The 20,084-nt window shown below is 60.2% G+C and carries 24 protein-coding genes; 20 read left to right on the top strand and 4 right to left on the bottom strand.

The window, feature by feature from the left end; all coding sequences use genetic code 11:
- Window positions 1–622: 622 nt before the first annotated feature.
- The 3 genes from rluC to sppA are packed head-to-tail and all read left to right on the top strand — an operon-like array spanning window position 623 to window position 3,242.
- Window positions 623–1,582 carry a 23S rRNA pseudouridine(955/2504/2580) synthase RluC gene (gene rluC, locus HBO24_RS10250; RefSeq protein ID WP_170059651.1) on the top strand — a complete coding sequence of 320 codons (960 nt, stop codon included), beginning with the start codon at window positions 623–625 and terminating at the stop codon, window positions 1,580–1,582.
- Window positions 1,569–2,231: an HAD-IIIA family hydrolase gene (locus HBO24_RS10245; protein ID WP_057439607.1), complete on the top strand. Its 663-nt coding sequence runs from the start codon at window positions 1,569–1,571 to the stop codon at window positions 2,229–2,231. The genes rluC and HBO24_RS10245 overlap by 14 nt, the downstream gene beginning before the upstream one ends.
- 21 nt (window positions 2,232–2,252) lie before the next feature.
- Window positions 2,253–3,242, top strand: coding sequence for a signal peptide peptidase SppA (sppA, locus tag HBO24_RS10240; RefSeq protein ID WP_057439606.1), 990 nt, complete (start codon window positions 2,253–2,255; stop codon window positions 3,240–3,242).
- A gap of 132 nt (window positions 3,243–3,374) precedes the next feature.
- Here sppA and HBO24_RS10235 read toward each other — a convergent pair whose 3' ends face one another.
- A complete protein-coding gene (locus tag HBO24_RS10235; protein ID WP_170059650.1) occupies window positions 3,375–3,953 on the bottom strand; it encodes a nucleoside triphosphate pyrophosphatase in 579 nt (192 codons plus the stop codon).
- Between the two features lie 105 nt (window positions 3,954–4,058).
- On the opposite strand from HBO24_RS10235, the gene HBO24_RS10230 reads away from it, so the two are divergent.
- The 17 genes from HBO24_RS10230 to HBO24_RS10150 all read left to right on the top strand — a co-directional run bounded on the left by HBO24_RS10230 (window position 4,059) and on the right by HBO24_RS10150 (window position 17,994).
- The gene (locus HBO24_RS10230; RefSeq protein ID WP_057960396.1) at window positions 4,059–4,589 is read left to right on the top strand and encodes a YceD family protein; all 531 of its coding nucleotides are present in this window, start codon (window positions 4,059–4,061) and stop codon (window positions 4,587–4,589) included.
- 13 nt (window positions 4,590–4,602) lie between these two features.
- Window positions 4,603–4,785, top strand: a complete 183-nt coding sequence (rpmF, locus tag HBO24_RS10225) for a 50S ribosomal protein L32 (RefSeq protein ID WP_004371305.1) — start codon at window positions 4,603–4,605, stop codon at window positions 4,783–4,785.
- Between the two features lie 4 nt (window positions 4,786–4,789).
- A complete protein-coding gene (gene plsX / locus HBO24_RS10220) occupies window positions 4,790–5,800 on the top strand; it encodes a phosphate acyltransferase PlsX (protein WP_081044296.1) in 1,011 nt (336 codons plus the stop codon).
- Window positions 5,801–5,927: 127 nt separating this feature from the next.
- Window positions 5,928–6,866 carry an ACP S-malonyltransferase gene (gene fabD, locus HBO24_RS10215; protein ID WP_170059649.1) on the top strand — a complete coding sequence of 313 codons (939 nt, stop codon included), beginning with the start codon at window positions 5,928–5,930 and terminating at the stop codon, window positions 6,864–6,866.
- Window positions 6,867–6,883: 17 nt separating this feature from the next.
- Window positions 6,884–7,627: a 3-oxoacyl-ACP reductase FabG gene (gene fabG, locus HBO24_RS10210; RefSeq protein ID WP_057439602.1), complete on the top strand. Its 744-nt coding sequence runs from the start codon at window positions 6,884–6,886 to the stop codon at window positions 7,625–7,627.
- Between the two features lie 192 nt (window positions 7,628–7,819).
- Window positions 7,820–8,059, top strand: a complete 240-nt coding sequence (gene acpP / locus HBO24_RS10205) for an acyl carrier protein (protein WP_057439601.1) — start codon at window positions 7,820–7,822, stop codon at window positions 8,057–8,059.
- A 107-nt stretch (window positions 8,060–8,166) separates the two neighbouring features.
- Window positions 8,167–9,411 (top strand): beta-ketoacyl-ACP synthase II, encoded by a 1,245-nt coding sequence (gene fabF, locus HBO24_RS10200; RefSeq protein ID WP_057960393.1) that lies wholly within the window; start codon window positions 8,167–8,169, stop codon window positions 9,409–9,411.
- The gene (gene pabC / locus HBO24_RS10195) at window positions 9,411–10,226 is read left to right on the top strand and encodes an aminodeoxychorismate lyase (protein WP_170059648.1); all 816 of its coding nucleotides are present in this window, start codon (window positions 9,411–9,413) and stop codon (window positions 10,224–10,226) included. Before fabF ends, pabC begins: the two co-directional genes overlap by 1 nt.
- 1 nt (window position 10,227) lies before the next feature.
- Window positions 10,228–11,319 carry an endolytic transglycosylase MltG gene (mltG, locus tag HBO24_RS10190; RefSeq protein WP_057960418.1) on the top strand — a complete coding sequence of 364 codons (1,092 nt, stop codon included), beginning with the start codon at window positions 10,228–10,230 and terminating at the stop codon, window positions 11,317–11,319.
- A 19-nt stretch (window positions 11,320–11,338) separates the two neighbouring features.
- A complete protein-coding gene (tmk, locus tag HBO24_RS10185) occupies window positions 11,339–11,971 on the top strand; it encodes a dTMP kinase (protein ID WP_057960391.1) in 633 nt (210 codons plus the stop codon).
- Window positions 11,964–12,950 carry a DNA polymerase III subunit delta' gene (locus HBO24_RS10180; RefSeq protein ID WP_170059647.1) on the top strand — a complete coding sequence of 329 codons (987 nt, stop codon included), beginning with the start codon at window positions 11,964–11,966 and terminating at the stop codon, window positions 12,948–12,950. The genes tmk and HBO24_RS10180 overlap by 8 nt, the downstream gene beginning before the upstream one ends.
- Window positions 12,951–13,015: 65 nt before the next feature.
- Window positions 13,016–13,798, top strand: a complete 783-nt coding sequence (locus HBO24_RS10175; RefSeq protein WP_057960390.1) for a TatD family hydrolase — start codon at window positions 13,016–13,018, stop codon at window positions 13,796–13,798.
- Between the two features lie 426 nt (window positions 13,799–14,224).
- Window positions 14,225–14,878 (top strand): TetR/AcrR family transcriptional regulator, encoded by a 654-nt coding sequence (locus HBO24_RS10170; RefSeq protein WP_057439597.1) that lies wholly within the window; start codon window positions 14,225–14,227, stop codon window positions 14,876–14,878.
- Between the two features lie 139 nt (window positions 14,879–15,017).
- The gene (locus HBO24_RS10165) at window positions 15,018–15,986 is read left to right on the top strand and encodes a radical SAM protein (RefSeq protein WP_057439596.1); all 969 of its coding nucleotides are present in this window, start codon (window positions 15,018–15,020) and stop codon (window positions 15,984–15,986) included.
- A gap of 74 nt (window positions 15,987–16,060) precedes the next feature.
- Window positions 16,061–16,666: a DUF4823 domain-containing protein gene (locus HBO24_RS10160; protein ID WP_057439595.1), complete on the top strand. Its 606-nt coding sequence runs from the start codon at window positions 16,061–16,063 to the stop codon at window positions 16,664–16,666.
- 16 nt (window positions 16,667–16,682) lie between these two features.
- Window positions 16,683–17,249, top strand: a complete 567-nt coding sequence (locus HBO24_RS10155; protein ID WP_057439594.1) for a DUF1285 domain-containing protein — start codon at window positions 16,683–16,685, stop codon at window positions 17,247–17,249.
- 7 nt (window positions 17,250–17,256) lie between these two features.
- A complete protein-coding gene (locus HBO24_RS10150) occupies window positions 17,257–17,994 on the top strand; it encodes a class I SAM-dependent methyltransferase (RefSeq protein WP_169960813.1) in 738 nt (245 codons plus the stop codon).
- A gap of 65 nt (window positions 17,995–18,059) precedes the next feature.
- Here the strand turns inward: HBO24_RS10150 and HBO24_RS10145 are convergent, their stop codons facing one another.
- The 3 genes from HBO24_RS10145 to HBO24_RS10135 form a co-directional block, all read right to left on the bottom strand.
- The gene (locus HBO24_RS10145; RefSeq protein ID WP_057960387.1) at window positions 18,060–18,320 is read right to left on the bottom strand and encodes a hypothetical protein; all 261 of its coding nucleotides are present in this window, start codon (window positions 18,318–18,320) and stop codon (window positions 18,060–18,062) included.
- A 53-nt stretch (window positions 18,321–18,373) separates the two neighbouring features.
- Entirely contained in the window at window positions 18,374–18,712 is a 339-nt protein-coding gene (locus HBO24_RS10140; protein WP_057439593.1) for a hypothetical protein, read from the bottom strand.
- A gap of 85 nt (window positions 18,713–18,797) precedes the next feature.
- Window positions 18,798–20,006, bottom strand: a complete 1,209-nt coding sequence (locus HBO24_RS10135) for an MFS transporter (protein WP_115128746.1) — start codon at window positions 20,004–20,006, stop codon at window positions 18,798–18,800.
- Window positions 20,007–20,084: the final 78 nt, after the last annotated feature.

The following is a 20,084-nucleotide window of genomic DNA, read 5'->3' as shown; positions in this document are numbered from 1 at the left end:
GAGTGGTTGGCCACTCCAGTGTCCAGCAATACCGGCCAATTGGGCTGGTATCGCGACTTACGCGTCCTGCTTGCTGTGGTGACTTAATAAGCACTCAGTCAGGAGGAGGAATCAACCGGCGACTGTGGACGAGATGAAGCGTCTAAATATAAGCCTAGTGCTACACAGTCCGACGGTTGTGCATCTCCACCCTACACGTATCCCTGATAATTCGGGTGCTGCCGCGCGCAGAATCCGCAGCGGGTTGGCATTTACCGTGTTCTCCAATGGGGAGTTCACGCTCATGGCTAATAACAGGCGTTGTTTCCGAAGCATTCGCCGTGGTCTGGTACAAGACTGACTGCACTTTGTGAACTGGCCGTAAATATCGGCGCAAGAGACGAGTAATCACTCTGTTTCTTGCACTCGCTTCAGGCCTCATGTCACCTGCGCTTGTTACAATCTTGAGCCTTCCAGTGTGGCAAGAGCCCCGTAGGACGGCCTCGCGTCCTGATGAATTGCGATGGTCAGGGGCGGCAGTTTGCCGCGAGTCCTCTGTCCAGGCCGCTTTTGGCGGCGTTCGCGACTATAGCAGCAATGATTAAGTGCTTCAATTCCATAAAAAATTGTTATCATTCCCGACATGACGACTACCACCCCCCCGACCCCCAGCGTCCAGCTGCTTGAGGTCTCGCCGGAATATGCCGGCCAACGCATCGACAATTTTCTTCTGACCAGGCTCAAGGGCGTGCCCAAGACCTTGATTTATCGCATTTTGCGTAAAGGCGAAGTGCGGGTGAACAAGGGCCGGATCAAGCCTGAGTACAAGCTGCAGGCGGGCGATATCGTCCGGGTGCCGCCGGTTCGCGTGCCTGAGCGTGACGAGCCTGTGCCGCTGGCCCAGGGCCTGTTGCAGCGCCTTGAAGCGTCGATTGTCTTCGAAGACAACAAGCTGATCGTGATCAACAAGCCGTGCGGCATTGCGGTGCACGGCGGTAGCGGCCTGAATTTCGGGGTGATCGAAGCCTTTCGTCAGTTGCGTCCGGATGCCAAGGAGCTGGAACTGGTCCATCGCCTGGACCGCGACACCTCCGGCCTGTTGATGATTGCCAAGAAGCGCAGCATGTTGCGTCACCTGCATACCGCCCTGCGCGGCGATGGTGTGGACAAGCGCTATATGGCCCTGGTACGTGGCAACTGGGCGTCCTCGATCAAGAGCGTGCGGGCACCGTTGCAGAAGAGCAACCTGCGCTCCGGCGAGCGCATGGTCGAGGTAGACGAGGAGGGCAAGGAGGCGCTGACCCTGTTCAAGGTGCTGCGGCGCTTCGGTGACTTCGCAACCATGGTCGAGGCCAAGCCGGTGACCGGGCGTACCCACCAGATTCGTGTGCATACCCTGCATGCGGGTCACTGTATTGCGGGCGATACCAAGTACGGCGACGAGGGTTTCTCCAAGGAGATTCGTGACCTTGGCGGCAAACGCCTGTTCCTGCATGCCTACATGCTGACGGTGCCGTTGCCCGATGGTGGCGAATTGAAATTGCAGGCCCCTGTGGATGAGATGTGGGCCAAGACCGTGGAGCGCCTGAGTGTCGCGCCCTGACTACAAGCTGCTGATTTTTGACTGGGATGGCACCCTGTGCGATTCCATTGGTCGGATTGTCGAGTCCATGCACGTGGCCTCGACCCGTTCCGGCTTCGAGCTGTGCAGTGATCTGGCGGTCAAGGGCATTATTGGCCTGGGGTTGCCCGAAGCCATTCGCACCTTGTACCCGCAGATCGCTGACAGTGAGCTGGTGGCGTTTCGCGAGCATTACGCCGATCACTACATTGCCCTTGAGTCCGAGCCTTCGCCTTTGTTTGAGGGGGTGGTGCAGTCGTTGGCGGCATTGCGTGAGCAGGGCTATCACCTGGCCGTGGCCACCGGCAAAGCCCGGCGTGGCCTGGATCGGGTGCTCAAGGCCAATGGTTGGGAAGACTATTTCGACGTCACCCGCGCTGCCGATGAAACCGCGAGCAAGCCCCATCCATTGATGCTGGAGCAGATCATGGCTCATTGCGGCGTGTCTGCCCGTGAGTCGTTGATGGTCGGCGATGCTTCGTTCGATCTGTTGATGGCGCGCAATGCCGGCATGGACAGTGTTGCCGTCAGCTACGGCGCCCAGTCCCCTGAAGCCTTACAGGCTTACGAGCCGCGACTGACGATTGATCGGTTTTCGCAATTGCACGCCTGGCTCAACCAGGCCCATTAAGTTTTTGCTGGGGTAGATGGCATGACCGATGAGTGGAAGGCACCGACCAAGTCCGGTGCTGACAATGGGGATGATAAAAGCTGGAAGTTGTTGGAAAAGACCCTGCTGGCGGGCGTCCAGGAACAGCGCCGCGCCCGGCGCTGGGGGATCTTCTTCAAACTCCTGACCTTCACCTACCTGATTGGCATGCTGGTGTTGTTCAGTCCTTTGGTCGATATGGAAAAAAGCGCCGCCCGCAGTGGTAGTTATACCGCGTTGATCGAGGTGAGCGGGGTGATTGCCGACAAGGAGTCGGCCAGTGCCGACAATATCGTCAGCAGTTTGCGCACGGCCTTCGAGGATCCCAAGGTCAAGGGCGTGGTGTTGCGCATCAATAGCCCTGGCGGCAGTCCGGTGCAGTCGGGTTACGTCTATGACGAGATTCGCCGGCTGCGTGCCTTGCATCCAGAGACCAAGCTGTACGCGGTAATCTCTGACCTGGGCGCCTCGGGTGCCTATTACATCGCCAGCGCCGCCGACCAGATCTACGCCGACAAGGCCAGTCTGGTGGGTTCGATTGGCGTGACGGCGGCCGGCTACGGTTTTGTCGGGGCAATGGAGAAGCTGGGGGTTGAGCGTCGTACCTACACCTCCGGGGAGCACAAGTCGTTCCTTGACCCGTTCCAGCCGCAAAAGGCTGACGAAACCCAGTTCTGGCAGAGCGTGCTCGACACCACTCATCGCCAGTTCATTGCCAGCGTCAAGCAGGGGCGCGGTGAGCGGCTCAAGGATAAAGAACATCCGGAGTTGTTCTCGGGCCTGATCTGGTCGGGTGAGCAGGCATTGCCGCTGGGCTTGATTGATGGTCTGGGCAGTGCCAGTTCAGTGGCGCGGGATGTGATTGGCGAGAAGGAGTTGGTGGACTTTACCGTCCAGGAATCGCCGTTCGACCGTTTCTCCAAGAAGCTGGGGGCCAGTGTGGCGGAGAAACTGGCGCTGTACATGGGCTTCCAGGGGCCGGCCTTGCGCTGATCTCGCGATTGGCATAGCTCAAAATGTGGGAGCGGGCTTGCCCGCGATTGCGGTGGGTCAGCCAGCCAATGGGTTGCTGACAGGCCGTCATCGCGGGCAAGCCCGGCTCCCACATTGGTTTTTGTGGGGTTCTCAGGGGATTTGCACGCCTTCGGCCAGCAACATATCCACCAGGCGGATCAGCGGTAGGCCGATGAGGCTGGTGGCGTCCGGCCCTGCGGTGCTCTGAAACAGGCTCACCCCCAGTCCCTCGGCCTTGAAGCTGCCAGCGCAATTGTAGGGCTGCTCAATCCGCAGGTAGCGCTCGATCTGTGCCGGCGCCAGTTGGCGCATTGTGACGGTGAAGGGGATGCAGTCCACCTGGCAGTGCCCGGTGTCGCTATTGAGCAGGGCCAGGCCGGTCAGGAAGCTGACCTGTCTGCCGCTGGCTGCCAGCAATTGCTCGCGGGCCTTTTCAAAGGTGTGGGGCTTGCCGATGATCTGGCCGTCCAGGGTCGCCACCTGGTCCGAGCCGATGATCAGGTGCCCTGGATGACTACCGGCCAGGGCGCGGGCTTTCTCTTCGGCCAGGCGCTTGACCAGGTCGATCGCGGACTCATTTATGCGATGGCTTTCGTCGATATCCGGAGAGCTGCAGATGAACGGCAGATGCAGGCGGTTCAACAGTTCTCGGCGATAAACCGAGCTGGAAGCGAGTAATAAAGGCAACATGTGGCTCTCCTCAAGGCAGTCGCGGATTCTAGCGAGCGGACAGTCTGGCGCACAGGGCTGAATTTCCTTTGACATGGGCGGGTGCATCCCTATAATGCTGCGCCTATGTTGAATGACCCGATTCCACCTCACGTTGACCCGCGCAAATTGGCTGATCGTGGCACCACCCTCCAAGGTGAAGTGTTGCTGGCCGATTTGGAGAGACTCTGCGACCCGCTTTCCGACACTGTCGGTACGGTGCAGGCTAAATTCGTTTTTGAGCGAGATGAACGTAAATCTGTGGTAATCCACAGTTTTATCGACACCGAGGTCAAAATGGTTTGCCAGCGTTGTCTTGAGCTGGTCACCCTGCCGATCCACAGCGAATGCAGTTATGCTGTGGTGAAAGAGGGTGCGAATACCCAGTCGTTGCCGAAAGGTTATGACGTGCTGGAACTGGGCGAAGATCCTTTGGATCTGCATGCACTGATCGAGGAGGAGCTTTTGCTCGCCTTGCCCATTGTGCCTGCTCATCATCCGGAAGAATGCCAGCAGCCGGCGGGGCTCGATGACGAGTCCGAACCGAGCGAGGACGAGGTAACGCGGTCCAACCCGTTCAGTGTATTGGCGCAGTTAAAGCGTGACCCAAACGTTTAGGAGTTAATCAATTATGGCTGTTCAGCAGAACAAAAAATCCCGCTCTGCCCGTGACATGCGTCGTTCGCACGATGCCCTGACGGCAAGCACTCTGTCTGTAGAAAAAACCACTGGTGAAGTTCACCTGCGTCACCACGTATCGCCAGAAGGCGTATACCGTGGCCGTAAAGTGATCGACAAGGGCGCTGACGAGTAATCACTTGTCTGCTCAAGTCATCGCGATTGACGCAATGGGCGGGGACTTCGGTCCCCGCAGCATTGTCCAGGCATGCATTGCCAGCCTGTCTGCTACGCCCTCGCTGCACCTGACCCTCGTCGGTCAACCTTCCCTTCTTGAAGAACTGATTGCCAGTCATCCGGCTGTGGATCGCGCGCGCCTGACAATAATGCCGGCCAGCGAAACCATCGGCATGGATGAAAAGCCGGCCCAGGCCCTGCGTGGCAAACCTGATTCGTCAATGCGCGTGGCGCTTGAGTTGCTGCGCGATGGCAAGGTCCAGGCCTGTGTCAGCGCTGGCAATACCGGGGCCTTGATGGCGCTGTCGCGGCATGTGCTGAAAACCCTGCCGGGTATTGATCGGCCGGCGATGGTCGCGGCGATTCCGACGCAGGGTGGCTATTGCCAGTTGCTGGACCTGGGGGCAAATGTCGATTGCAGCGCCGAGCACCTGCTGCACTTTGCCCTGATGGGCTCGGTCGCGGCCGAGGCGCTGGGTGTGGTGCGGCCACGGGTGGCCTTGCTGAACATCGGCACCGAGGATATCAAGGGCAACCAGCAGGTCAAGTTGGCCGCTAGCCTGTTGCAGCAGGCGCGGGGCTTGAATTACATCGGGTTTGTCGAAGGCGATGGGTTATATCGTGGCGAGGCCGATGTGGTGGTTTGTGACGGGTTTGTCGGAAATATCCTGCTTAAGTCCAGCGAAGGCCTGGCTACGATGATTGCTGCGCGGATCGAGGCGTTGTTCAAGCGCAATCTGGCTTCGCGGCTGGTGGGTGCCCTGGCGTTGCCGTTGATGCGGCGCTTGCAGGCGGACCTGGCCCCGGCGCGGCATAACGGCGCAAGCTTCCTCGGTCTGCAGGGTATTGTGGTAAAAAGCCACGGTTCTGCAGGTGTCCAGGGCTTTCAGAGTGCTATTGCGCGCGCGCTGATCGAGATCCAGGAGAACCTGCCGCAACGCTTGCATGGCCGTCTTGAGGATCTGTTGCCTTAGGCGAATCGGGCCGGGAATGCTTAAATGTGACCGGCCAGTTCAATTGACCATCCAATCTGTCAGTTTCTTGCGCTCCCAGCTGTGGGGCGTCAATTCACCGACGACCAGATCATTAGGGGCTTGTTACATGTCTACATCCCTCGCATTCGTCTTTCCAGGGCAGGGTTCGCAGTCCCTCGGCATGTTGGCCGAGCTGGGCGCGCAATACCCGCTGATCCTGGAAACATTCAAGGAAGCTTCCGCGGCCTTGGGCTACGACCTCTGGGCATTGACCCAGGACGGTCCGGAAGAACTGCTCAATCAAACCGATAAAACCCAGCCGGCCATCCTGACGGCGTCCATCGCGCTGTGGCGCGTTTGGCTGGCCGAAGGCGGCGCACGCCCGGCTTTTGTTGCCGGTCACAGCCTGGGCGAGTACAGCGCCCTGGTTGCGGCAGGCAGCCTGACCCTCGCTGAAGCGGTCAAGCTGGTAGAGCGCCGTGGCCAACTGATGCAAGAGGCGGTTCCGGCCGGGCAGGGCGGCATGGCCGCGATCCTGGGCCTGGACGACGCGGTGGTGATCGAAGTCTGTGCCGAAGCGGCCCAGGGCGAAGTGGTCAGCGCGGTCAACTTCAACTCCCCTGGCCAGGTGGTGATCGCCGGTGCCAAGGCTGCAGTTGAGCGTGCCATCGAAGGCTGCAAGGCCCGTGGGGCCAAGCGTGCCTTGCCGCTGCCGGTCAGCGTACCGTCCCACTGCGAACTGATGCGCCCGGCGGCCGAGCGTTTTGCCGAGTCCGTCGCCGCCATCAACTGGCAGGCACCGCAGATCCCGCTGGTGCAAAACGTCAGCGCCGACGTGGCACCGGACCTGGAAACCCTCAAGCGCGACCTGCTGGAGCAACTGTACAAGCCGGTGCGCTGGGTTGAATCCGTGCAGACCCTGGCTGCCAAGGGCGCGATCCAACTGGTTGAGTGTGGCCCGGGCAAAGTCCTGGCCGGTCTCAACAAGCGCTGCGCCGAAGGCGTGTCGACTTCCAATCTCAATACCCCGGATGGCTTCGCAGCCGCCCGCGCCGCACTGGCCTGAACTAAGGAGAAGCCTGCATGAGTCTGCAAGGTAAAGTTGCACTGGTTACCGGCGCAAGCCGTGGCATTGGCCAGGCGATTGCCCTGGAACTGGGCCGTCAGGGCGCGGTAGTGATTGGTACTGCCACCTCCGCCTCGGGCGCCGAGCGTATCGCCGCGACCCTCAAGGAAAACGGCGTGCAGGGCACCGGCCTGGAACTCAACGTGACCAGCGATGAGTCCGTGGCTGCCGTGCTTGCCGAGATCACCGCACAATTCGGTACGCCGGCTATTCTGGTGAACAACGCCGGTATCACCCGTGACAACCTGATGATGCGCATGAAAGACGACGAGTGGTACGACGTGGTCGATACCAACCTGAACAGTCTGTTTCGCCTGTCCAAGGGTGTTTTGCGCGGCATGACCAAGGCGCGTTGGGGGCGAATTATCAATATTGGCTCCGTAGTGGGTGCCATGGGCAACGCAGGCCAAGTAAACTACGCCTCTGCCAAGGCCGGCCTGGAAGGTTTCAGCCGTGCCCTGGCGCGTGAAGTCGGCTCGCGGTCGATTACGGTCAACTCGGTGGCTCCAGGGTTCATCGACACCGATATGACCCGCGAACTGCCAGAAGCGCAGCGTGAAGCGTTGCTGACGCAAATTCCGCTGGGTCGTCTGGGCCAGGCTCAAGAGATCGCCAATGTGGTCTCTTTCCTGGCATCTGACGGTGCGGCATACGTGACTGGGGCTACAATCCCGGTGAACGGCGGGATGTACATGAGTTAAATTGTGACGGATCGCTTCAAAAAAATGTCATACGAGCTGTCTAAAATCCGTTATAAAGCTGCAATCTATTTATAGACAGGTGGTCGGTAGGGTACGAGGGTGAAGCTTTCAGTTGAAAAGCTGAAAAGCCTTTCTATACACTTACCCACTGGCCAGCTGCCTGAATTTGTCCATTAGGAGTGAAAACAAGGTATGAGCACCATCGAAGAGCGCGTCAAGAAAATCGTTGCCGAGCAACTGGGCGTTAAAGAAGATGAAGTGAAAAACACTTCTTCCTTCGTTGAAGACCTGGGTGCCGACTCCCTTGACACCGTTGAGCTGGTGATGGCTCTGGAAGAGGAATTCGAGACCGAAATCCCGGACGAAGAAGCTGAAAAAATCACTACTGTTCAAGCTGCTATCGACTACGTTACTGCTCACAACGACAAGTAATTTGTAGTCGTCGCTTGCTGTTGGGAAAAACCGCACTGCTATAACGGCGTGCGGTTTTTTCTTTAGGTTTGATGCAAAGTGTCGTCATCAAGAAAAAGGAGAGTGCTGTGTCGCGTAGACGCGTCGTAGTCACCGGTATGGGTATGTTGTCGCCACTGGGCACGGATGTGCCGAGCAGTTGGCAGGGCATTCTGGCTGGCCACAGTGGTATTGGTCTGATTGAGCATACGGACCTTTCTGCCTATTCCACCCGTTTTGGCGGCTCGGTAAAGGGCTTCAATGTCGAGGAATATCTCTCGATCAAGGAATCCCGCAAACTCGACCTGTTCATTCAATACGGCCTGGCAGCCGGTTTTCAGGCAGTGCGTAATGCTGGCCTGGAAGTCACCGATGCCAACCGTGAGCGCATCGGCGTGGCCATGGGTTCGGGTATTGGTGGTTTGACCAATATCGAAGAAACCAGCCGCACGCTGCACGAATCCGGCCCTCGTCGAATTTCACCGTTCTTCGTTCCGGGCTCGATCATCAATATGATTTCCGGTTTCCTGTCCATCCATCTGGGTGCCCAGGGGCCTAACTACGCCATTTCCACGGCGTGCACCACGGGCACTCACTGCATCGGCATGGCGGCGCGCAATATCGCCTATGACGAGGCGGACGTGATGATTGCCGGTGGCGCCGAAATGGCCGCCTGTGGCCTGGGCATGGGCGGCTTCGGCGCGTCCCGTGCGCTGTCGACGCGCAATGACGAGCCAACCCGCGCCAGTCGTCCGTGGGACAAGGGCCGTGATGGCTTTGTACTGTCCGACGGTGCCGGTGCCCTGGTCCTCGAAGAGCTGGAGCACGCCAAAGCGCGCGGCGCAACGATCTATGCCGAGTTGATCGGTTTTGGCATGAGTGGTGACGCGTATCACATGACGTCGCCACCCGCCGACGGCGCAGGTGCTGCGCGCTGCATCAGCAATGCGTTGCGCGATGCGAAGATCAATGGCGATCAAGTGCAGTACATCAATGCCCACGGCACCTCGACACCCACTGGCGATCTGGCGGAAGCGCAGGCCATCAAGTCGGTGTTCGGCGAGCACGCCTACAAGCTGGCGGTCAGTTCCACCAAGTCCATGACCGGTCACCTGCTGGGTGCGGCAGGTGCGGTTGAGGCGATCTTCAGCGTGCTGGCGATCAAGGACCAGGTCGCACCGCCGACCATCAACCTGGATGAGCCGGATGAAGGCTGCGACCTGAACTTCGTACCTCACGAGGCGCAGAAAATGCCGATCGACGTGGTGCTGTCCAACTCGTTCGGCTTTGGCGGTACCAACGGTTCCCTGGTGTTCCGCCGGTTCGCCGAGTAATGCGCAGCTGGGTCGACGGTCAGCCAGCGGACGCAGTGCCGCTCAAAGATCGCGGCCTGGCCTACGGCGATGGTTTGTTTGAAACCCTCGCGGTCAAGGCCGGGCAGCTCGTGCTGCTCGACCGCCACCTGCAACGCCTCGACGAGGGTTGCAGGCGCCTGGCGCTCGTTGCGGATCAGGCACTGATCCGCGACGAGTTACTGGCCTATGCGGCGGCCCTCGGTGACGGCGTGCTCAAGTTGATCCTGACCCGGGGCGATAGCCTGCGGGGGTATGGCATCAACGCAGGCGCACCCGTGCGCCGTATCCTGCAAGGCAGCCCGCCGGCTACCTATCCCCCGGCCCACGGTTCATCAGGTGTACGCCTGTTCCCATGCGCCACGCGTTTGTCCGAGCAACCCTTGCTCGCCGGCCTCAAACACCTCAATCGCCTTGAACAGGTGCTGGCTCGCGCCGAGTGGCAGGATGCCGATCACGCGGAAGGATTGATGCTGGATATGTCCGGGCGCGTCATCGAAGGCGTGTTCAGCAACCTGTTCCTGGTGGATAACGGCCAGTTGCTGACTGCCGACCTGAGCCGCTGTGGTGTGGCTGGCGTCATGCGGGCCGAGCTGTTGGCCCGTGCCGAGGCGTTGGGGGTCGTCACGACCGTGACCGATATCAGTCTTGCGCAGCTGCAGCGGGCTGACGAAGTGTTTGTCTGCAATAGCGTATATGGCATTTGGCCGGTGCTTGGATGTGGGCCAATGAGCTGGTCGGCCGGGCCGCTCACCCGTAAACTGCAAGGCATTGTTCGCGCGCTATTGGGTGTTTGATTTGAGACGTAAAATTGTATTGCTGCTGGAGATCGGTCTGGTCCTGGCGGGTTTGCTATTGGGTTTTTCCGCCTGGAAGCTGAACTCGGCCTTGAAGCAACCGCTGAATCTGCCCCAGGAGCAATTGCTGGATGTAGCTGCTGGCGCGACCCCTACGGGTACTTTCAATCGTCTGGAAAGTGACGGTGTGCTGGAGGATGCCTTTTGGCTGCGTCTCTACTGGCGCTTCAACCTTGACGGCCAACCGCTGCACAGTGGCGAATACCGCATGACGCCAGGCCTGACGGCCCAGGGCCTGATTGGCCTGTGGCAGCGTGGCGAAGTGGTGCAGTACAGCCTGACCCTGGTGGAGGGCTGGAACTTCCGCCAGGTACGCAGTGCCTTGGCCAAGCATGAAAAGATCGAGCAGACCCTGTCGGGCTTGAGTGACACTGAGGTGATGGAAAAAATCGGCCATCCCGACGTGTTCCCCGAAGGGCGGTTCTTCCCCGATACCTACCGTTTCGTGCGCGGCATGACCGATGTCGAATTCCTGAAGAAAGCCTATAACCGCCTGGACGACGTACTGGCCCAGGAATGGCAGCGACGTGCCCCGGATGCGCCCTATACCGACCCCTACCAGGCGCTGATCATGGCGTCTCTGGTCGAGAAGGAAACCGGCGTGCCTGAAGAGCGTGGGCAGATTGCCGGGGTGTTTGTGCGGCGCCTGAAGATTGGCATGCTGCTGCAAACCGATCCCACGGTGATCTACGGCATGGGCGAGCGCTACAACGGCAAGTTGACGCGCGCGCACCTGAAAGAAGCCACACCCTATAACACCTACATGATCAGCGGCCTGCCGCCGACGCCGATTGCCATGGTTGGCCGCGAGGCGATTCATGCCGCGTTGAATCCGGTACCGGGCAGCAGCCTGTATTTCGTGGCCCGGGGCGATGGCAGCCATATTTTTTCCGATAGCCTGGACGCCCATAACGCGGCGGTGCGCGAGTACCAACTCAAGCGCCGCGCCGATTACCGCTCCAGCCCGGCACCCGCGCCGACCACCGTTGAGCCTGCCGCGCCTGACGCTGCGCCCGCGCAAAGCCCGCAATGACTCTGACTAAGGACTGCCTGTGACTGGCTTGTTTATTACCCTGGAAGGCCCGGAAGGCGCTGGCAAGAGTACCAACCGTGAATACCTGGCCGAGCGCTTGCGGGCTGAAGGTATCGAGGTGCTGCTGACCCGCGAGCCTGGCGGCACGCCCCTGGCCGAGAAGATCCGTGAGGTGTTGCTGGCCACTGGCGACGAGGTCATGCACCCGGACACCGAGCTGTTGCTGGTGTTTGCCGCCCGTGCCCAGCACTTGGCCGAAGTGATTCGCCCGGCGCTGGCCCGGGGCGCGGTGGTGATCTGCGACCGCTTCACCGATTCCACCTACGCCTATCAGGGCGCTGGCCGCGGCCTGTCCCTGGAGCGCATTGCGACCCTGGAGACCTTCGTCCAAGGCGACCTGCGCCCGCACTTGACCCTGGTCTTCGACCTGCCGGTAGACATCGGCCTGGCCCGGGCCAGCGCCCGTGGTCGCCTGGATCGTTTCGAGCTGGAAGGCCGAGCCTTTTTCGAGGCGGTGCGTGCGGCCTATCTCAAGCGTGCCGAAGCCGCGCCGTCGCGCTACTGCCTGCTGGATGCCGCTCAGCCCCTGGAACAGGTGCAGCGGGCCATCGATGAGCTGCTCCCCAAACTGTTGGAGCTGTACCGTGGCTGAAGCCTATCCGTGGCAGGACAGCCTCTGGCAGCAATTGGCCGGGCGTGCCCAGCACGCCCATGCCTATCTGCTCCATGGGCCGGTAGGCATCGGCAAGCGTGCCCTGGCCGAGCGCTTGATGGCCCGCCTGCTCTGCCAGCAGCCGGCAGGGCTGGAGGCGTGCGGGCACTGTAAGTCGTGCCTGCTACTCAAGGCCGGCAGCCATCCGGACAACTACGTGCTGGAACCGGAGGAGGCGGACAAGGCGATCAAGGTCGACCAGGTGCGCGACCTGGTGAGCTTCGTGGTGCAGACCGCGCAGATGGGCGGGCGCAAGGTGGTATTGATCGAGCCGGTGGAGTCGATGAATATCAACGCCGCCAACGCCTTGCTCAAGAGCCTTGAGGAGCCTTCTGGCGATACGGTGTTGTTGCTGGTGAGTCACCAGTCCAGTCGTCTGCTGCCGACCATTCGCAGTCGCTGCGTGCAACAGGCCTGCCCACTGCCAAGCGAGGCCATGAGCTTGCAGTGGCTGGGCCAGGCCTTGCCCGAATGCACTGAGCAGGAGCGGGTCGAATTGCTGACCCTGGCAGCCGGCTCGCCCTTGGCAGCGGTCAGCCTGCAGGCCCAGGGCGTACGCGAGCAGCGTGCGCTGGTGGTCGACGGGGTGAAGAAGCTGCTCAAGCAGGAGCAGTCTGCCACGCAGTTGGCCGAAGGCTGGAAAGACGTGCCGCTGTTGCTGCTATTTGACTGGTTCTGCGACTGGTCCAGCCTGATCCTGCGCTACCAATTGACCCAGGACGAAAACGGCCTGGGCTTGATGGACATGCGCAAGGTGGTGCAATACCTGGCGCAGAAAAGTGCCCAGGACAAGGTATTGAACATCCAGGACTGGATCCTCGCCCAACGCCAGAAGGTGCTGGGCAAGGCCAACCTGAACCGGGTGCTGCTGCTTGAGGCCCTGCTGGTGCAGTGGGGCGGGCTGCTCGGTCGACGTTGATATTTTCGGGGCCGAAGGATGTTTTGTCGGCCAGACACTTCCTGTGACGCAAGTTGTAACTTCTTATGCTCGTAGATTCCCATTGCCACCTTGATCGCCTCGACCTCGCCGCCCACAACGGCTCCCTGGACGCTGCCCTCGACGCTGCGCGTCAGCGTGGCGTCGGGCACTTCCTGTGCATTGGCGTCAGCGCCGAGAACGCCGCCGACGTCAAGGCCCTGGCCGAACGCTATGCCGATGTGGATTGCTCTGTGGGCATCCACCCCCTGGACCTCAAGCCCGGTGAAGCCCCGGCACTTGAGTGGCTGCTGGACGAACTCAATCACTCGCGGGTGGTGGCTATTGGCGAGACCGGCCTGGACTACCACTACGAGCCGGAAGCCGCCGAGTTGCAGCAAGCCTCGTTCCGCCTGCACCTGCAAGCGGCGCAGCAGACCGGCAAGCCGGTGATCGTGCATACCCGTGGCGCCCGCGCCGACACCCTGGCCTTGCTGCGTGAAGCGGCGCTGCCCCAGGCGGGTGTGTTGCACTGTTTTACCGAGGACTGGGAGATGGCCAAGGCGGCCCTCGACCTGGGGTTCTATATTTCCTTGTCGGGCATCGTCACCTTCCGCAACGCCGAGGCCCTGCGGGACGTGGCGCGCCAGGTGCCGGCCGATCGCTTGCTGGTCGAGACCGATTCACCCTATCTGGCGCCGATCCCCCATCGCGGCAAACCCAACCTGCCGGAATATGTGCGGGATGTGGCGGATTACCTGGCAATGCTGCGCGGCGAGTCGGTGGAGCGTTTTGCCGAGCAGACCACCGCCAACTTCAAGCGTCTGTTCCCACTGGCCCACGTTCGCTGAATCCCAGGCAAAAAAAACCCGGGTTCTGGGGGGTGAATCCGGGCTAAGACCATTAGGAGTAAACAAGGATACGCGGTCCGTTGGTACCCATATCGGTGTGTCACTTGGGGGAGATGTCACACCGACAGATGAAGTATTGATCAGTATCCCGTGCAGTCCAGCCGCTTCTGGTCGTTTTTTAAACAGATTTGGAATACATCCGCTTCGCTTGAGTTCTCATGGGGCGGCAGTACATCGTGCGAATCTATGCTTTATTTCTGACCGATAGCGCCTGATTCGTTGGCGTGCTGTAAGTTTAGTGTATGGGTTGTTCATATAGACGTTGCCCAACGACCGTGCAGTCGGGATAATCCCTCGCACCGGGTAAAACGTTCCGTCATCGGCACGCTCATCCCTTCCAATACTGACCTCTGCAGACCTCTTTCTATGCACAAAGAACCCCGTAAGGTCCGTGAGTTTCGCCGCCGTGAGCAGGAAATTCTCGACACCGCGCTCAAATTGTTCCTCGAACAGGGTGAAGACAGCGTCACCGTCGAGATGATTGCGGATGCCGTGGGTATCGGCAAAGGCACGATCTATAAGCACTTCAAATCCAAGGCCGAGATTTACTTGCGCCTGATGCTCGACTACGAGCGCGATTTGAACGAGTTGCTGCATTCGGCCGATGTCGACAAGGACAAGGAAGCCCTGTCCCGGGCGTACTTTGAGTTCCGCATGCGGGACCCGCAGCGTTACCGCCTGTTTGACCGCCTGGAAGAAAAAGTGGTCAAGGGCCACCAGGTGCCGGAAATGGTCGAGGAACTGCACAAGATCCGCGCCTCGAACTTCGAACGCCTGACCCTGCTGATCAAAGGCCGGATCAGCGAAGGCAAGCTGGAAGATGTGCCGCCTTATTTCCATTACTGCGCCGCGTGGGCGTTGGTGCATGGCGCCGTGGCGCTGTACCACTCGCCATTCTGGAGCAATGTGCTGGAAGATCAGGAAGGCTTCTTCCAATTCCTGATGGACATCGGCGTGCGCATGGGCAACAAGCGCAAGCACAGCAGCGACCAGCCTAACCCCGAGACGCCTGCCACCTAAGGCATTCATCCGGGCAATGGCCGGCTGATTTACTGCCGTATGTGATAACCCAGGAATATACTCAGGCAAGGACCTTGCTAAAATCTGATTTATGAGTCAGGTTTTAGCGCGCCCGAATTATCCTCTGCCGGAGTGATCCATGATCGTTGATCGTCAAGGCAGGCGTTTTCGCAATTTGCGGATCAGCCTGACCTCAGCCTGCAATTATGCCTGTACCTACTGCGTGCCCAACGGCAAGCGGCTGGTGGCTGCGCAGGACGAACTCTCGGCCGAGGCCATGGCGCGTGGCGTGGCCTACCTGATCGAGGCAGCGGGCATTGATCGCCTGCGGATCACCGGCGGCGAGCCGCTGGTCAGCCCCAAGCTCGAAACCTTTATGCAGGCCGTCGGGCAGATGGGCTTGAGTGATATCAGCCTGACCACCAATGGCCAGTTACTGGCGCGCAAGTTGCCACTGCTGGTGGATGCCGGCATTCGTCGTATCAATGTGTCCCTCGACACCCTGGATGCCGATGCCTTTCGCGGGATTGCCCGGGGCGGCGACCTGGCCACGGTGCTCGATGGCATGGACCAGGCGCGTGCGGCGGGGATCAAGATCAAGGTCAATATGGTGCCGCTGCGCGGGCAGAACCTCGACCAGGTGATGCCGCTGCTGGAGTATTGCCTGGCGCGCGGTTATGAATTGCGTTTTATCGAGTTGATGCGCATGGGCCACCTGGCCAGCGACTCCAACGCCTTCCTGCAGCAATTTGTCAGCCTGCAACAACTGTTGAGCCTGATTGGCGAACATCACGAATACCTGCAGGCCGACGCCCCGGTGGATGCCACGGCCGTGCGCTATGAAATTCCCGGCCAGGGCTACTTCGGCGTGATCGCCAATGAAAGCGTGCCGTTTTGCCGAACCTGTTCACGCCTGCGTCTGTCTTCCACAGGTTGGCTGCACGGCTGTCTGTCTTCGAGCAACCGCCACTATGTCGGCGACTTGTTGGACAAGCCGCGTCATCAGGCCTTGCCGGCGTTACAGGGCTTGCTGGTCAAGGCCTTGGGCGATAAGCAGGAAGTGGCGTTTTCGGGCGGGGCGACGGTGATGAAGATCATTGGCGGCTAGCCAGGCAAGCTGGCGCAAAATCTGCATCTCGTGCCCATTCGCCGGTTTTCCGTCACCGGCTTCTGGAGGATAGGATGCGTAGTCTGGTTTTGTTGCTGGCGTCGTTTGCGCTGGGTGGCTGCATGACAGTCAGCGATATGGCCGAAGGCACTCGCTATCAGATGAGCGATGCCGGTTTGCTGGACCACAGCGACACACGTCGTTCCAACTCGGTTCGCATTCAGCCCGATTCCTTTGTGTTTATCGCCCAGGGTGCGTTCACGCCGCCGGGCAGTGCCTACCCGCGACCCAATGTGGTGGCCGAAGAGGCCTTCAACGGTTTTATCGAATACTTCCCCATGGTCCGCCGCGCCCGCGCCCCGGAAGGTTTGGAGCAGGCCATGGCCGAAGCCCGTGAAGCAGGTGCCCATTACCTGTTGTACACGCGGTTCGCCAAGGCTGATGATCGCATTGGCAATGCAGATGAATGGGCCGACCAGGAAGCCCTGGACCGGCTGGGTGTCGACAGTGGCGTGATCCAGATTATGTTGATCGAGACCAGCACCCAATATTTGATTGATACTGCACGGATTCGCAGTCGTGGCGGTTTACTGACGTTCCACGACAATAAACCCGAAGATTTGCTTGGCCCACCGTTGCGGCAATACGCCCGCAGCCTGCTGGGCATGAGCGACCAGTAATTCAAAGGAGAACAGCATGACGGGTTCGGCCAAGGCCAATGATTTGTTGGCACAGTTGCCCAAGGGCAAGGGACCGGCTCCGGTTCATCTGTGGAACCCGGATTTCTGTGGCGATATCGACATGCGTATCGCCCGCGACGGCACCTGGTACTACCTGGGCACCCCCATCGGGCGTAAACCGATGGTCAAGCTGTTCTCCAATATCATCCGCCGCGATGGCGATGATTACTTTTTGATCACTCCGGTGGAAAAGGTCGGGATCAAGGTAGATGACGCGCCATTTGTGGCGGTGTCGATGGAGGTCGAGGGGCAGGGCGAAAGCCAACTCCTGCGGTTTACCTCCAATGTCGAAGACGTCATCGAAGCCGGCCCCGAACACCCGTTGCGGGTGGTGATTGATCCGCAGACCCAGGAACCGTCGCCCTATGTGCGGGTGCGCAACAACCTTGAAGCACTGGTTCATCGCAACGTGTTCTACCAGATGGTGGAGCTGGCGGTGACGCGCCTGATCGACGGCGAGAGTTGGCTGGGCATCTGGAGTGGCGGGGTGTTCTTTCCGATAGGCCTGGAACCCAGGGATTGATACCGCCGTGACGCAGAATATCTACGATACCCCAGCCTTTTTCGCGGGCTACAGTCAAATGGGCCGCTCCCTGCAAGGGTTGGCAGGTGCGCCGGAATGGCCCGCGTTGCAGGCGTTGTTGCCGCTGATGCAGGGATTGAAGGTGGTGGACCTGGGCTGTGGTTATGGCTGGTTCAGCCGCTGGGCCCAGGAACAGGGCGCCGAACAGGTGCTGGGGCTGGACGTCTCACAGAAGATGCTGGCGCGGGCGAAGGAAATGACTTCATCCTCGGCCATTACTTATGCCATTGCCGACCTCGAGCAGCTTGATCTGCCCGATGCGGCTTATGACCTGGCCTACAGCTCGCTGGCCTTTCACTACATCGCCGATCTACCCGGGCTGTTTGCCCGAATTCATAAAGCCCTGAAGCCGGGAGGACGGCTGGTTTTCTCCATCGAGCACCCGATCTTCATGGCGCCCCGGCAACCGGGCTGGCAGGTCGATGAGCAAGGGCGTAAAAGCTGGCCGCTGGACAGTTATCAACTGGAAGGGCCACGGGTCACCGACTGGCTGGCCAAGGGTGTGATCAAGCAGCACCGTACCCTGGGCACGCTGCTCAACATGTTGATCAAAGCAGGCTTGAGCCTGAGCCATATTGAAGAATGGGGCCCGAGTGCCGCGGACCTTGTGGCCCGGCCTGAGTTGGCGGAGGAGCTGGAGCGGCCGATGATGTTGCTGGTGGCTGCGCAACGCCCAACGCTGTAGGTGATGCCTGGCGAAAGGGCGAGCACTGCGCACTCAAGCGCAGCCTCGCCAGGGCTCGACAGCCGCTACGGCTGGCTTTCCAGCTTGCGGGCGGCGTCCACGCCAGAGGCCGTCAGTTTGATCGGCAGGTGCAGCGCGTGTTCGCCGGCCTCGTTGCAGGTCACGTGGCCTTCCTTGATCAGTCCACGCTCCTGAAGAGTGGCCAGGGTGCTGGCCACGATTTTTTCGCCCCGGTAGTTATCCAGCACCTCCTTACCCAAACCGTTCGGGTGCGCGTGCAGCAGGCGGGTGAGGACTTCTTTCTCCAGGTTTTTATCGACGTTCATGCATACCTCTTCAGGGTCAGTGGTGGGGTAGTGTTCGTCTGTCGGTCAAGGGGTCAAGGTTGTTTCGGTGCGCCGGGCAGGTTGTCATCGTTGCCGCTCGGAGCGGCGTTCTTGCCGGGGCCGATCTTGCCGTTCTCCACATCGGTACCCAGGCCCTGGCGGTTGCCGTCATTGCCTTGGGTGCGTGGGTCGGCACCGTTCTGGATGATGGCTCCGCCATTGGTATCCAGGCCGGTGCCCATGGAGTCTTTGCTCTCTTGGGTGGCAGGGTTGGGCGGGCTGCCAATCGGGTCGGTCTTGCCGGTGGAAGGGTCGGACGCGGCGAAGCTGCCCAGGGAAACCGCAGACAGCAAACCGGCGAGGGCGAGGGCAGTCACTTTGGAAGTATTCATGGTGGAGCCTCCATAGGAATAAAGTCCTTACCTTAGGTTGGTCCGCCCGCCCATATTGTTGGTGCCTGGATCACGACGAACGGTGTCAGCTCACCTGTAAGATTTTGTGTTTGGCAACCCGGCGCCAGATCAGGCGCGCCAGCGTAATCAGCCAGTTGAGCAAGGCGATGCCCAGTACGCTCGCCAGTAGGGTCGGTACGCCTTGCTCGACGATCAGCTTGCCGGCCAGCAGCGGGAAGCCGAAGACCCCTATAAAGTACGACAGGCTGAACAGCAGCAAGGCCTGAGACGTGCTGGCGCTCGGCGCTTCATTGGCGGCCAGGCCGTTGATCACCGAATAGGTCAGGCCGTAACCGACCCCCAAGGTAGCGGCCGCCAGCAAGTAGCTGAAGCTGTCATGCACGCCGAAGCTCAACAGCAGGATCGACACCACCATCAACCCAGACAACACACAGGCCGACCAGTACGCATCGCGCCTGACCACAAAGCTGGCAATCAACAAACGACTGGTGATTGCCGCCCCCATGAAGCCCAGAAAGAACAGCGAATAATCCAGCCCATGGCTTGCCGCGTAGCTGGTCTGGAAACTCGACAGGCCGCCAAATACACAGCCGCCCAGGCCGACCATGATGATCGCGAATACCGCCTTGGAGCCCAGCACACGGCGGGTGCTGGCCCAGGAGATTTTCGAGACGGCGCCGGCGCCCAGCGAGTTGGGTTGTTGCTGGAGATGGCTGCCCAGGCGCCAGAAGATCAGCACGCCCACGAGGCTTGCGAGGGCCGCGATATAAAACGCGGTTTCCAGGGGCAGGCCCAGGGCGCTGGCCGCCCGTCCCAACAAGGGGCCCGAACCGATGCCGGTCATCATGCTGCCCGACAGCCAGGCGAAATATTTGGCTCTTTGGCTGGGCTGCACCAGCATCGCCACGATGATCGGGCCCAGGGTATAGAACACACCCCAGCCCAGCCCGAGGGCCAGGCCGAACAGCATCAGGCCCTGGCCAAAACCCGGCGTCAGGGCAAAACCCAGGCAGGCGGCCACCAGCAGGCTCCCCAGGCAGGCAATCGCGCGCGCGGCACCCAGGGCGTCGGCCAGGTGCCCGGACACAATCACCGCGATAAACGTACTGAGCATCGCCATGGAGATCACGCTGCCGGCGTCATGCTCGTTGCCGCCTCTGGAATCAATCAGCAGCGATAACAAAAACGTCGAACCGTACGACAATGACAGCAGGTAGCTGGCAAGGCACAACAAGGCGAAGAGCTTTCCGCCAACCGGAGCAGTGGGGTGCATGGGCAAACCTGGGCGTCTGTTGGATTTATGGCGGACTTTTTACCATGCGCTACCGCCCGGTTTGTTCTGTGGTTACCG

The sequence above is a fragment of the Pseudomonas sp. WS 5410 genome, from assembly GCF_012985645.1.
Taxonomy (GTDB): Bacteria; Pseudomonadota; Gammaproteobacteria; order Pseudomonadales; family Pseudomonadaceae; genus Aquipseudomonas; species Aquipseudomonas shahriarae.
The sequence above is the reverse complement of the archived record's forward strand: the minus strand, read 5'-3'. Positions and strand labels throughout refer to the sequence as shown.

What these genes read in the sequence shown, in the direction of transcription:
- rluC (WP_170059651.1), top strand. Translation starts at nt 623, where the DNA reads ATGACGACTACCACCCCCCCGACCCCCAGCGTCCAGCTGCTTGAGGTC.
- sppA (WP_057439606.1), top strand. Translation starts at nt 2,253, where the DNA reads ATGACCGATGAGTGGAAGGCACCGACCAAGTCCGGTGCTGACAATGGG.
- HBO24_RS10235 (WP_170059650.1), bottom strand. Translation starts at nt 3,953, where the DNA reads ATGTTGCCTTTATTACTCGCTTCCAGCTCGGTTTATCGCCGAGAACTG.
- HBO24_RS10230 (WP_057960396.1), top strand. Translation starts at nt 4,059, where the DNA reads ATGTTGAATGACCCGATTCCACCTCACGTTGACCCGCGCAAATTGGCT.
- rpmF (WP_004371305.1), top strand. Translation starts at nt 4,603, where the DNA reads ATGGCTGTTCAGCAGAACAAAAAATCCCGCTCTGCCCGTGACATGCGT.
- fabD (WP_170059649.1), top strand. Translation starts at nt 5,928, where the DNA reads ATGTCTACATCCCTCGCATTCGTCTTTCCAGGGCAGGGTTCGCAGTCC.
- fabG (WP_057439602.1), top strand. Translation starts at nt 6,884, where the DNA reads ATGAGTCTGCAAGGTAAAGTTGCACTGGTTACCGGCGCAAGCCGTGGC.
- acpP (WP_057439601.1), top strand. Translation starts at nt 7,820, where the DNA reads ATGAGCACCATCGAAGAGCGCGTCAAGAAAATCGTTGCCGAGCAACTG.
- pabC (WP_170059648.1), top strand. Translation starts at nt 9,411, where the DNA reads ATGCGCAGCTGGGTCGACGGTCAGCCAGCGGACGCAGTGCCGCTCAAA.
- HBO24_RS10175 (WP_057960390.1), top strand. Translation starts at nt 13,016, where the DNA reads ATGCTCGTAGATTCCCATTGCCACCTTGATCGCCTCGACCTCGCCGCC.
- HBO24_RS10170 (WP_057439597.1), top strand. Translation starts at nt 14,225, where the DNA reads ATGCACAAAGAACCCCGTAAGGTCCGTGAGTTTCGCCGCCGTGAGCAG.
- HBO24_RS10165 (WP_057439596.1), top strand. Translation starts at nt 15,018, where the DNA reads ATGATCGTTGATCGTCAAGGCAGGCGTTTTCGCAATTTGCGGATCAGC.
- HBO24_RS10160 (WP_057439595.1), top strand. Translation starts at nt 16,061, where the DNA reads ATGCGTAGTCTGGTTTTGTTGCTGGCGTCGTTTGCGCTGGGTGGCTGC.
- HBO24_RS10155 (WP_057439594.1), top strand. Translation starts at nt 16,683, where the DNA reads ATGACGGGTTCGGCCAAGGCCAATGATTTGTTGGCACAGTTGCCCAAG.
- HBO24_RS10145 (WP_057960387.1), bottom strand. Translation starts at nt 18,320, where the DNA reads ATGAACGTCGATAAAAACCTGGAGAAAGAAGTCCTCACCCGCCTGCTG.
- HBO24_RS10140 (WP_057439593.1), bottom strand. Translation starts at nt 18,712, where the DNA reads ATGAATACTTCCAAAGTGACTGCCCTCGCCCTCGCCGGTTTGCTGTCT.
- HBO24_RS10135 (WP_115128746.1), bottom strand. Translation starts at nt 20,006, where the DNA reads ATGCACCCCACTGCTCCGGTTGGCGGAAAGCTCTTCGCCTTGTTGTGC.